The organism is Adlercreutzia sp. ZJ141 (genome assembly GCF_011038965.1).
In the GTDB taxonomy this organism is placed as follows: domain Bacteria; phylum Actinomycetota; class Coriobacteriia; order Coriobacteriales; family Eggerthellaceae; genus ZJ141.
Window position 1 is genome coordinate 19202 of the sequence record NZ_JAAKEB010000024.1, and the last position, 11988, is coordinate 31189.

Below are 11988 nucleotides of genomic sequence, written 5' to 3' on the forward strand. Positions count from 1 at the left end.
GCGTCAATAGGAGGGAATCGTTGGAAGGCGATCATATTTTGGTTACACGCTCCTCTATGCCTGACTTTGAGGAGTACATCCAAGAAATAGCGTGCTTATGGGAAACCCACTGGCTGACCAACATGGGTGAGAAACATCAGCGCTTTGAGTCTGACCTCAAGCAGTATCTACATGTTGACAACGTAGCCCTGTTCACCAACGGACACAATGCCTTGGAGTGCGTGATCGAGGCGATGGGTCTTAAGGGTAAAGTAATCACAACTCCTTACACGTTTGCGTCGACCACGCATGCGATCGTGCGCAAGGGTCTCACTCCCGTCTTCGCTGACATATCGCCAGAGACCTATACAATCGATCCTTCCAAGATCGAGAGTCTCATAGATGATGAGACATGTGCGATTCTTCCTGTTCATGTGTATGGGAATTTGTGCGATGTCGATGAGATACAGCGCATCGCCGACAAGCACGGGCTCAAGGTTATCTACGATGCGGCTCACGCGTTCGGTGTCATGCGTGACGAAAAATCGGCTGCGTGCTTCGGTGATGCTTCCATGTTTTCATTCCATGCCACGAAGGTTTTCAACACTATCGAAGGCGGAGCGGTATGTTTCAGCGATCCCGACTTGCTTGAGCTGCTCAACCAGTGGAAAAATTTCGGTATAACGGATACGGAGTCAGTAGAGTACGTGGGTGGGAATGCCAAAATGAACGAGTTTTGTGCCTCCATGGGGATATGTAACCTGAGACATGTCGATGAGGAGATGATGAAGCGGCAAAAGGTTGTCGAGCGATACCGCGAACACCTGAGCGGGCACGAAGGCATTAAACTCTGTGCTGAACAGCCGGGAGTGAAACCGAACTACGCCTATTTCCCCGTGGTGTTCACTGAGGAATTCGGGGCCACGCGTGATCAGGTCTACGAAGCCCTCATGCGTAAGAATATCCATCCTCGTAAGTACTTCTATCCGCTCGTGAGCGACTTCGAGTGTTATCGGGATGTCTTCTCGTCTGATAAGACTCCCGTTGCGAAGTATGTGTCCGATCGCGTTCTTACGTTGCCTCTTTACGCCGATCTCAGCTTGGACGTGGTCGATGATATCTGTCGCATCGTTTTGACGTGTGTGCAGAAGGCGGATACGCTATGAGTCAGCCTTATGTGAGCGTTTTGGTTACGGTATATAATCACCGCGACTACATCGAAGAGTGCCTACGAAGCATTGCCATGCAGAAGACTACCTTTCCGATTGAGGTCATAGTGGGCGATGACTGCTCACCTGATGGGACGCAAGATGTTCTCCGTAAACTCGAAGAAGAGCTCCCTTCTTTCTTCAACATAATCTGTCGCGAGAAGAACATTGGCTCGTTGCGAAACGGGGAGGATCTCTATGATCGAGCGCAGGGCAAGTACCTCGTCGATTTCGAGGGCGATGACTTCATGCTATACGATGGACTTCTCCAGGAAGAGGTTGCCTTTCTTGATTCTCATCCCGACTACTCTGCGGTGTATACCAATTGCATCGTCGTGGGGAAAGATTCCCAGCCGCTTAAGGAAGGCTACCCCGAGTGCAAAGACTCTGATTACTCGTACCGAGAGTATTTCCTGAGTTGTCTGCCGGGCCACAACGGGTCTCGCATGAGTCTGCGTGAGGACTATATTAACGCGCGTGCCAAATTTCTCAGTATGAAAGAGTTTGAAAGCTACCCAGGGGACAGGCGGAACGCTTTTCTGTTCCTGACTATGGGTAAGGTGCGGTGCATCCAAGAACCCTGGGTCGCCTACCGTCACATACGGAAAGGCGGATCGAGCTATTCGGCGACGTTAAAAAAGGACAAGAGCTTCGCCCTCAACGAAGTTGGCTTTGGGAGGACCCTGGTCTCTTATGCGTTGATAACGGGGGACAAAGAAGCCATCTCTACCGCTAAGCAGACTTGCTACCGAATGAGATTCAGGTGGTGTCATGGGAAGTCAAAGGTCGAGAACTTGGGGGATATCTTAAGGGATATCAGCAAGGAAGATCGGAAGTTGCTGATGGTTACGGCTCCTCTGCGCTGGTATGCCGTGCTTATCTCGCGGTTGCTACGAGGTCGGGCTATCGTGTAGGCATGCGACCTGTGTCATTGTGACTTGTGGGAGCCCTTTCTGTACTATAATGTCGGAGGATTTGCGGCGGCGCTTTGGCTCGGCCGTGTTTTCCTGCGGGTTCAATGTGCGGAGAGGAAGTAGTGACGATGGGCAGGATGTCAAAGGAGAGTTCGTCTCTTCTGATTAAATTGACGGTAATTGTCTCGTGTTTGGCGATTGCTTTGCTGGCAAGTAGATGCTCTGGGATTCTGCCTTTTTCGAATAAAGAAGCAGTGGAGGTTCCCGATGTGGTGGAGCTGATGGCCGATGAAGCGAGGGATGAGATAGAACACGTGGGTCTTGCCTCAAAGATTGGTAGCCAGGAGTACTCCTCGGAGGTTCCAGAGGGAAGGGGGATCAGTCAATCTCCTTCTGCTGGCAAGAAGGTTTCAAAGGGTACGACGGTGGAATTCGTGGTTTCCGAGGGAGTAGAGCCTTCTGCTCAGTCTGCCCAGCCTGTTGTGTCGGATGATAACGAGGACACAGAGGTGAACGCGAGTGAGAGTGTTGGTGGGAATGTGGCCGTGTCTTCCGGCTCGGGGGCGGTGAACTATGGGTATTCGGGAATGACTCATGCTTCGGCGACGTCCTATCTTATGCATGACAACGGAAACAACACGTCGACGTATTATCCTTCGAATGCTATTGATGGGACGCTGCAGTACTGTTGGGCAGAAAGCTCCGGAGAGAATGGCTCCGGCCAGTCTATTACCCTCAGTGCGGATCAGGTTCAGACCATTGCAGGTATGGTGATCAGCTCCGGCTATCAGAAATCCAGCGCCGTGTACTATGACAACGCGCGACCACAAAGCATCGGCGTGTATGCGGATGGAAACTATGTCGGCAGCTACAATTTGTCGGATGCGGGCATAACCACCCAGACCATCACGTTTGAGACTCCCGTCAACGCAACATCGATAACGGTCTCGATCGAATCCGTTTATCCAGGAAAACGATACAACGATTGCTGTATCTCGGAGATCTCCTTCTTTGGGATTTAATCCGAGGAGAGCGAAAGGGACGGTGTTTTCGTGTCGCTCTCGGGCTCTGGTCTTAAATGCTCAAATTGTGGTATCGAGGCGTCTCTTCGCCATAATTCTGCAATGAGTGCGGCAAAGATCTGTGAAAAGTATATTGGTGAATTAGATGGCAGATAACGAAGCATTACTCATCGAAATCGGCAGCCGCAAAAGCGATGCGACCAATGAATGCAGCTGGTTGTGCGAGGCAGCGTGCGCAATCTACTTGGGTGAGCGAGATCGTCAAGAGGATGCAGCGTTTTTGGGAGATGCTGCAATATACGCCCGCAAGCAAAACTCATTTTGCTCTGTCATGCGGGAAAAGCGATACGAAATTCCCAGTGTATTTGCTGTAGCAGATGGAATGGGTGGCCATAATGCCGGTGAAGAGGCAAGCGACATCTGCATTGCTAATATCGCGAAATATGCAAAGACCCTGTCGAAGGCGAAGTCGATACAATCAGTTGCAGAAGGTATGCAGCGAGCAATAACGTGTGCTTCGAAGGAAATGGAAGAAGCTGGTCACGCAGACGCAAAGAAGAAAGATATGGGCGCAACGCTAGTGTCTTTTGCGGTATGTGATGATGGCTGTGCGGTCTTAAATATTGGGAATAGCAGAGCTTATATCCAACACGACAGGAAGCTACAGATGCTATCTAGGGACGACACAGAAGGTCAACGGTTTTTGGACCTGAATCTACTTGAGCAAAGCGAAGTCGCTAGACATCCTGACAAAAATAGACTAACGCAATATGTGGGAAAGGCTGAGCCTGGTCTGATTATAAGAGCTCACGTTCGGTTATTTGATCTTGAAAGCCAGACAATTCTGCTTTGTACAGATGGAATAACCGATACGCTGTCAGAAAGAGAAATTGGGGAGCTCCTTGAGTCTGGCGAGAGCTTAACGCAGCAGTGTCAAATCATTGCAGATAGGGCGATAGCGGGCGGAGGAACTGACAATATGACGGTATTGCTGGTGAGGATTGATCGGTGTAAGCATGAATGAGAGTCTAGTTGGGCAAAGCATACTTGGATATCAGATCGTGGCCGAAGTTGGGTCGGGCGCGTTTGGGACTGTGTACAAGGCAATAAAGAGCAATGTGCTCGGGCAATATACAAGAGCAGTTAAGCATATATCTTTGCCGACACATAAACAGTACGCTTCGATATTAAGCTCTATGGGAGGTGATGTCGAAAAAACCGAGCGGTATTTTGCGGAAGTATTAAAGGGAATAGCGAAGGAAATCGAGCTTTTGGCTAGATTGTCCGAAAAGAAATCAGCTCATATAATTCGATATTACGAAAGCGATTTGCAAGTGCGGGAGTCGCCCTTACGTTATGATATTTACATTCTTATGGAGTATGCGACGCCGCTCGTCCAACACATAGAGGACAACCGTGGGTTTGCTGTAAAAGATGTCGTTGACATGGGGATTGGCATTCTTGAGGGAATCAAGGTTTGTCACGATAACGGCGTAATTCACCGCGATATAAAAGAAGACAATATATTCGTAACGAGAGACGGAGAGTATGAGCTAGGTGATTTCGGTGTATCAAAGGTTCTAAAGGACAGCTCTCGGGCTGAGTCGCTCAAGGGAACACCGAATTACCTTGCTCCAGAAGTTTACTTGAATAAGGGTGGGTATACAAAGTCGGTGGATCTTTATTCGTTGGGCATTGTTCTGTATCGTCTTCTCAATCATGGTAGAAACCCCTTTCTTCCTTCCTATCCGGAGAGATACTTGGCTGAGGATGAAGATAGGGCGTTTGGGCTACGCATGAACGGAACAGTAGCTCCGCCCCCGTTGATGGGGAATGATGCATTGCGGAGTGTGGTAGTGAAGTCTATAAGAAATGAGCAAGAAAGATACCAAGATGCAGAATCTTTTCTCTCTGATCTTAAACTTGCCAAAGAGAAGTTAACTTCTGTGGAAGCGGAAGAGCTTGTAGGACTATCTGCAGGAGCGACAGGTAAAACGAATAATGTTAATAGGATTAAGGAAACATGCTCAACGATAAGGGTGGAAATAAATGCAGCGAGTGAGGAAGGCGCAAAAAGTAGCGTAGGGCAAAATGCGAATAGCTCAATAGATATTTCTTCATCTGGCTCTGGTGCTGTCGTTGACTCTAGAGAAAACCAAGTGGATGGCACTTGGAATGAAGAGTTGGTGCAAAGTGTTATAAAAGAAGAGGTCGATAAGCAAACGGAGCGTGTGAGTTGCACGACTAGTGTGTCAGAGACTGAAACGAAAAACCGAAAGCGTGATTGGGCTGGCAAAAGTAAGATTCTATTGACAGTTGTTCTCGCGTTTCTGGTAGTCGCGGTTTTTCTTAGCCTTCCTTTAAATATGTTCGTATCCTGCTTGTTTTTATCTATCGCAATAGGCGAGCTGGTTGCGCTGCTGTTTTCCGTTAGACGCTCATTTAAGAGCCGAGATGGTCAAAATGGTTCAGATTCGGATTACAACGTGCAATTAGCCCTTGCGGTGACGGATGCCATTTCTGCTCTATCGAATAGATCTAGCACATATAGCGAGGCAAAAGTAAGGCAATGTATTGACGAGTTGGCCGTATTGCAAGAGCGCTTTCAGTATGAGGCCAGATTTGGAGACGTTGATGCTGTTGGGGTGATGGCCTGTGAGGATGAAATCAAAGCGGCGCTCAGTTCCCTTAAGACACTTAGCGAAGGTCTTAATACTTATGGAGAAAACGGACTTGAGCGAATATCTGATTTAACCAAGCAAATTAACGGTCTTTTGGACAAGCGGCGCACACTGCTTCGACATTAGTCTGGATGGCGAGAGTATGGTGACACTGGATAGTGACAAATTGCGTATGAGTGTTGAGGCATGTGGAATCGAGAAAACGACAACGTCAGCTTATCGTCTTACCCTGATATCGCGTAGTAGGTCATATGAGTTTATGTTGCCCTCGATTCGAGAAGGTGCAGATTCATTTTACGTTGAAGGCGAGTCTCTCATCTCGTGTGTTGCCAGTGATGGTGCATGGTACATGAGTGGTGCGAGCGCGGTTATGTTGGATAAATCAAACAATCGGATCACTTTCGCAAAAGTCGTTGATGGTGGTTTCTGGTATATCGCCCATGCGGGAAACCGGAGCATTCTCATCGCTGAGGCGCTTACGTTGGCAAATTTTGGATACGTCCGATATCGCATACGTGAATCAGTGCAGTTGAGTATTGGCAGAATGAACGACAATGACATAACGTTTTTTAATCCTTATATATCGAAGCGGCATGCTCTGGTGGTCTACAAGCAAGGATCATTTCGCGTTGAAGATGTTGATAGCACAAATGGTGTCTATGTAAACAACCAGCGAATAACATCCCAAGAGTTAAAGCTTGGAGATATAGTAGACATCCTTGGGCTAAGACTTGTGATAGGCACAGACTTTCTTGCAATCAATTCAAAAAAGAATGGTGTAAATATATCCAGTCGTTATATTGAAGGCTATGTGCCAACAATGCCAATGGACTTGCTGGCAGTTGCTAATAATACAGATCACAAAAGGAGTGACCTGTATTTTAATAGACTTCCACGAAGGCGTACTCCGCTTAAGACGACAGATATAGAAATAGAAATGCCTCCATTTCCTATAAACGACAAGAGCATTCCTCTTATGCTGCGCATGGGAGGTTCGGCAGTATACGGGGCTGCATCGGCATTTATGGGGAATCCTTTGATGCTCTTGAGTACGATTCTGTTTCCTTTTTTGTCGGAGAAGTACACAGAGAAACAACGTGCCGAGTATGAGGAGCGTCGTGTCTCCGCTTATTCGCGGTATTTACGACAAAAAGCTAGAGCGATAGAGCGCGAAAAGGAGTACGAAGAGCTGGTGCTTCGGGAAAACTATCCAAGTATCAATACAGTCTTTGATCTTGCGATGAATAGCAGGCGATTATGGGAAAGACGGAAGGAAGACGATGACTTTCTAAAGATACGCGTTGGCGTAGGCGAGTTACCGATGATCGCCAAGGTTGTATATCCAGAGAAGAAGTTGAGCTTGGAGGATGATGAGCTAGAGAATAAGATGTATGAGCTTGCAAATAGGCAAGTGATTTTGCGAAACGTTCCTATTGTGGTTGATTTTGTTAAGTACAACTTCTGCGGAATAACGGGTGATTACGCTGCTCGAATTGAGTTTGTTAGACGGTTGATTGCTCGTTTGGCAGCGTTGTATAGCTACGATGAGTTGAAGATAGTTCTTCTTGCTCAGCCCCAAGATGTAGAGGAACTGAAGTTTGTAAAGTACCTTCCTCATTTTTGGAATGATCAAAGAACGATGAGATTTATCGGGACCAACCAAGGGGAAGCGTATCTGATAGGAGAGATGTTGTCTCGAGAGATCGAAGAAGACCTTTCGGTATGCCGCCAACTGAACTCCATACTGAGGGAGCATCCGTACTATTTCGTTGTTGCTTTAGATAAGCTGTTACAGGATTGTGTGGAAGTTCTTAAATCGTGCGCACAGTTAGATGATAACTGTGGACTTACGAGTATTTCTGCTTTTAACGATATACCTAAAGATTGTGCTGTTCAAATTGCATTGTCGAATAGCGGAGAACACTCGATAATTAATATCAGAGATATTGAGGAGCCGGTTGGCAATTTTGCTCTCGATGATATAGACAAGACGATGTTCGCTGCCTGCATGAGCAAGGTTGCTAATACCACTCTCAAAGCAGTAGATGCAACATACTCTTTGTCAAAGTCTTTGTCTTTTTTGGAAATGTATGATGTTGGTAGGATCTCAAATCTCAACATATTAAAGCGTTGGGAGGAAAGTGACCCTGTGGCGACATTGGCAGTTCCGGTCGGAGTTGATGTTGCTGGGAACTCATTCAATCTCGATCTTCACCAGAAATTTCAAGGCCCTCATGGTCTTGTTGCAGGCATGACCGGGTCAGGGAAAAGTGAGTTCTTGCTCACCTATATACTTTCGCTGGCAATAAACTATCGGCCAGAGGAAGTATCCTTTCTTCTTATAGACTATAAAGGTGGTGGTCTGGCTGGAGCCTTTGAAGATAAAGCTCGAGGACTAAGATTGCCACATTTGGCAGGCACGATAACGAACTTAGATGGCTCTGCGATACAAAGATCCCTTTTATCTCTACAAAGCGAAATCCTTCGGCGACAGCGTGTTTTTAACGAAGCGAAATCAATTGCCGGCGAAAGCACTATGGATATATACCAGTACCAAAAATTGTTTCGTCAAGGCGTAGTTATTGAGCCGATATCTCATTTATTTATCATTTCCGATGAGTTTGCCGAGCTGAAGGATCAACAGAGAGAGTTTCTCGATCAGTTGATTAGCATAGCGAGAATAGGAAGAAGCCTTGGCGTCCATCTGATTTTAGCAACACAAAAGCCCGGTGGTGTTGTAAATGATCAAATATTAAGCAATACAAAGTTCAGGGTCTGTCTAAAAGTGCAGACAAAAGGTGATAGTGTCGAAATGTTAAAGCGTCCGGAAGCAGCAGAGCTTCAGGATATTGGGCGGTTTTATCTACAGGTTGGATACAATGAACTATTCGCTTTGGGTCAATCTGCGTGGAGTGGTGCGCCTTATGTTCCTCAAGACAGGGCGACAGCGAAGGTGGACAAAAGCATCGAGATTATAGATGAAGCTGGGCAAAAGATAACCGTGTCTAAATTAAAGGAGCCGGAACGCTTAGCAGAAGGCTCTGAATTATCGGCTATAGTGGCAGAGTTGATTGAGATTGCAAAAAGTGTTGGAAGTATGGCGAAGCAATTATGGACGCCGCCGCTTCCAAGGACAATTGAGTTGCAGAAGCTGAACGCCATAGAACAGCAGCACTCTATGACACCGATCGTGGGAGTGTTGGATGATCCGGAAAGACAGGTGCAAGCCGCGTTTGCTATGGACTTGGCCAAGCGTAATCATTTTCTTGTTGTTGGCGGGGCGAGAAGTGGGAAGACCACACTCATACAGACGATGATACTTCGTTTGCTAGAGAACTTTACGTCAGATGAACTCAATTTGTACCTACTCGACTACTCGAGTAGATTATCGAGTATGTTTCTTCAATTTCCACACTGTGGAGCCGCATTGTTTGAAGCTGACGAGGATAAGATAGAAGCTTTTTTTGGCCTTATTGATGAGCTTGTAACAGAAAGAAAAAAGCAATTCTCAGAAATGGGTATTGACAGCTTTGGGGCGGCTTGCGAAATACTGACTATGCCGGTCATATTGGTTGTGATCGACAATTATTCTGGTTTTAGCGCCAATAAGAAAGGGGAGGCGTATGCCTATCGCATGGACGAATATCTCAAAGCTGGTGCTCAGTACGGTATCAAGTATGTTATTAGTTGCAACCATCCGAACGAGATAAATATACGAGCAAGGCAAGAGATAGACGGTCGTATAGCTTTGCATGCCAAGGATAAATACGAATATGAAGAGATTCTTGGCTGCCGTATAAGTTACACTCCGCCAGAATGTCCCGGACGGGGACTCTGTGTCATCGATGAAAGACCATTGGAGTTGCAGGTAGCTTGTATCGGATCGGGATTGGATGCAAGTGGCCGATCCCAAGCTTTAAAAGACGAAGTGAAGAAAATGGCGCGTAACCGTGGGTATGGAAACGCTGCGAGACGATTACCTGTTATTGACAACGAGATTTCGTATTCTGAATTCTGCAAGATGGGTAAACCGGGCACGTTTCCGTTGGGATACAGTCTTGACAATGCTAAGTATGTCGAGCTTCCACTAAAGCAGTTTACTCCTTTGTCGATATACTTTGGTAGTCAGGCAAGCCAGTTACCCGTGTTTAATAACGTGCTTTATATGGCAGCGCGAGAAAACATGGTTACCTACATGGTTAAACGTGTAAATCGAAGCTTGGTTTCATCGCTAATTCCAAAGGAACCGAAGTCGACGTTTGAGCCGCTTGAGTCTTCAGACGAAGGAGTGGAGAGATTGATTCGCTGTCTGGCTGCAGAAATGCAGGCAAGGCAACAGATTTGGGATGAGTATAAAGATCAGTGTTCAGATAGTCAGAATAGGCGTAAGTCATATGATTATTTGCGCGAGATGACGACTCCTTGGCTTGTTGTTTTCGAAAGGCTTGAAGACGTTGCTAATCTGACAGATGAATTAACACAGCTGCTTTCGTCTCTTCTTTCGAAGTTCCATGAATTCAATATGTATGCGATAGGTTGCTTTTATCCAGACGATAAGTATGGGTTAGCAAATAAATCTCTGACGTCTGCATTTAACAATGAAGAGCTTGCCATGTTGTTCGGTGGGCGTTATTCAGGACAAAAGTGCGTTAATCTTCCAGGGGAATATGCGCGTGTAAGCGACGAAGGCCCATTTAATAAGTGTTTGATGAAGTATCGAGGGAAGTTCTATCCAATACAGATGCCATGTGAAGAATCTCAACCCCTGTTTGAGAGAGATGATGATCGATCCATATTCGATTAGAAATAGGAAGCTGAGATGATTGATAGGAATCTACTATGCGAATGGTTAAGAATATGCAAAAAGCTGAAAGAGCTTATCGAGAACGACTCGATGGAGGTCGGAGCGTGCTTGAACGGAAATCCCTTAACGGACTATCAGGATGTAACAAATAGAGAACTAGAACTTCTCGGTAGATGTGAAAGACACTTTGAGAGGATGTGGTGAAAATGTATGGGTAAAGAAAATGCTATGTTCGAATGAGCCTACTAATAATGCGATGGACAATTAGACAAAAGGAGAGCAATCATGTCCCATGACGTAGACTTCGATGTTGCGGCGGCGAACAGCTGGAAAATAGAAGTCGAAATGGAGCTCGACAAAGTTAGACAGGTGTTAGATGAAGTGGCAGAGCAATGCACGACCATACCAGGGGAGCAAGACACCATTATGAAGGGCATCGAAGAAACGGGACGCATTATGCAAGAGCAATGGGGCAACCTCTGCGGTGGCTTCCAGCAAATGTGCTCAAAACTCGGTGATCTCATTAAGGGTCGTCAAGCTTCAATAGAAAAGGTTGCCGACAGTATAGACAGCTACAAGAGCAACTTCCATCTGTAAGAGCCAGGAGAATGAATAATGGACAATCCGATTGTTAAGTACACGAAGTCGCAATATACGGCAAAGATTTCCGAGCTGGAGGGCTGCATCGGTCGCCTGGATACTCATTTAGAGACATTGGAAAGTCTCAAAAACAAAGTAACTAGCTTTTGGGATGATCCTCAGACGCCCGATTACCTTAGACAGCTTACTGTAGCAATCGTTAGCGTAAGAAACGCTAGGGATCGTACTCAAAAGCTGCTTGCTGAATACAATGGCATGGTCGAGGAGATGTCGGGTGTTACAGCGATGACGACGGGTATCATCGATGACATTGGAGGTATTATTGGCTCATTGGGAATCAAAGAGTAGCGGATGCGCTTTGCTGCTGATATTATTGGGTTGAGGAAGCATTGTGCAGTTATTCAGCAAGAGCGAGTTTTAGTAGATCAGTTGTTGAATGAGATCGAATACTGCAAAATACAGCTGATTGATTTAGCCCCAACTGATATATGCGCCTTAGATTCAGTTTGCTGGGATCTTCGAAATCTGAAAGATAGCATTACGTTCAGAATGCGTTTTGTGGAAGAAACAGCTGATGAAGTGCAGAAGATGATAAACCGTGATTTCGAATTGGAGCACGAATCAAATAAAGTGTTAAAGCTGCTCGGAATACGGAATTGGGGGTTTTGAAGGATGCCCATGGAGAGAATGCTCGTACATTTTCGTGTGCCTGCCGCAGGGCTAGAAACTGATATATTTCTGCCTCGATACATCAGAGTGGAAGAGGCTATAACTTTACTT

9 protein-coding genes are annotated in these 11988 nt (G+C 46.3%); all 9 read left to right on the plus strand.

Features of this window, described 5'->3' with window-relative positions; translation table 11 throughout:
• Positions 1 to 38 precede the first annotated feature (38 nt).
• The 9 genes from G7Y44_RS09560 to G7Y44_RS09600 all read left to right on the plus strand — a co-directional run bounded on the left by G7Y44_RS09560 (position 39) and on the right by G7Y44_RS09600 (position 11877).
• Positions 39 to 1145, plus strand: a complete 1107-nt coding sequence (locus tag G7Y44_RS09560; protein ID WP_206214463.1) for a DegT/DnrJ/EryC1/StrS family aminotransferase — start codon at positions 39 to 41, stop codon at positions 1143 to 1145.
• The gene (locus G7Y44_RS09565) at positions 1142 to 2101 is read left to right on the plus strand and encodes a glycosyltransferase family 2 protein (RefSeq protein ID WP_165249436.1); all 960 of its coding nucleotides are present in this window, start codon (positions 1142 to 1144) and stop codon (positions 2099 to 2101) included. Before G7Y44_RS09560 ends, G7Y44_RS09565 begins: the two co-directional genes overlap by 4 nt.
• Positions 2102 to 2229: 128 nt before the next feature.
• Positions 2230 to 3123 (plus strand): discoidin domain-containing protein, encoded by an 894-nt coding sequence (locus tag G7Y44_RS09570; protein ID WP_165249438.1) that lies wholly within the window; start codon positions 2230 to 2232, stop codon positions 3121 to 3123.
• A gap of 145 nt (positions 3124 to 3268) precedes the next feature.
• The gene (locus G7Y44_RS09575) at positions 3269 to 4147 is read left to right on the plus strand and encodes a PP2C family protein-serine/threonine phosphatase (protein ID WP_165249440.1); all 879 of its coding nucleotides are present in this window, start codon (positions 3269 to 3271) and stop codon (positions 4145 to 4147) included.
• Positions 4140 to 5930: a serine/threonine protein kinase gene (locus tag G7Y44_RS09580; RefSeq protein ID WP_165249442.1), complete on the plus strand. Its 1791-nt coding sequence runs from the start codon at positions 4140 to 4142 to the stop codon at positions 5928 to 5930. Before G7Y44_RS09575 ends, G7Y44_RS09580 begins: the two co-directional genes overlap by 8 nt.
• A 16-nt stretch (positions 5931 to 5946) precedes the next feature.
• Positions 5947 to 10608, plus strand: a complete 4662-nt coding sequence (gene essC, locus G7Y44_RS09585) for a type VII secretion protein EssC (RefSeq protein ID WP_165249444.1) — start codon at positions 5947 to 5949, stop codon at positions 10606 to 10608.
• A 285-nt stretch (positions 10609 to 10893) separates the two neighbouring features.
• Positions 10894 to 11205: a hypothetical protein gene (locus tag G7Y44_RS09590; RefSeq protein ID WP_165249446.1), complete on the plus strand. Its 312-nt coding sequence runs from the start codon at positions 10894 to 10896 to the stop codon at positions 11203 to 11205.
• Positions 11206 to 11223: 18 nt separating this feature from the next.
• Positions 11224 to 11556, plus strand: a complete 333-nt coding sequence (locus G7Y44_RS09595; RefSeq protein WP_165249448.1) for a hypothetical protein — start codon at positions 11224 to 11226, stop codon at positions 11554 to 11556.
• Between the two features lie 3 nt (positions 11557 to 11559).
• Positions 11560 to 11877 carry a hypothetical protein gene (locus tag G7Y44_RS09600; RefSeq protein WP_165249450.1) on the plus strand — a complete coding sequence of 106 codons (318 nt, stop codon included), beginning with the start codon at positions 11560 to 11562 and terminating at the stop codon, positions 11875 to 11877.
• The last annotated feature ends 111 nt before the right edge of the window (positions 11878 to 11988 follow it).

Coding starts and splice junctions, on each gene's coding strand:
- G7Y44_RS09565 (WP_165249436.1), top strand. CDS start 1,142: ATGAGTCAGCCTTATGTGAGCGTTTTGGTTACGGTATATAATCACCGC.
- G7Y44_RS09570 (WP_165249438.1), top strand. CDS start 2,230: ATGGGCAGGATGTCAAAGGAGAGTTCGTCTCTTCTGATTAAATTGACG.
- G7Y44_RS09575 (WP_165249440.1), top strand. CDS start 3,269: ATGGCAGATAACGAAGCATTACTCATCGAAATCGGCAGCCGCAAAAGC.
- G7Y44_RS09580 (WP_165249442.1), top strand. CDS start 4,140: ATGAATGAGAGTCTAGTTGGGCAAAGCATACTTGGATATCAGATCGTG.
- essC (WP_165249444.1), top strand. CDS start 5,947: ATGGTGACACTGGATAGTGACAAATTGCGTATGAGTGTTGAGGCATGT.
- G7Y44_RS09590 (WP_165249446.1), top strand. CDS start 10,894: ATGTCCCATGACGTAGACTTCGATGTTGCGGCGGCGAACAGCTGGAAA.
- G7Y44_RS09595 (WP_165249448.1), top strand. CDS start 11,224: ATGGACAATCCGATTGTTAAGTACACGAAGTCGCAATATACGGCAAAG.
- G7Y44_RS09600 (WP_165249450.1), top strand. CDS start 11,560: ATGCGCTTTGCTGCTGATATTATTGGGTTGAGGAAGCATTGTGCAGTT.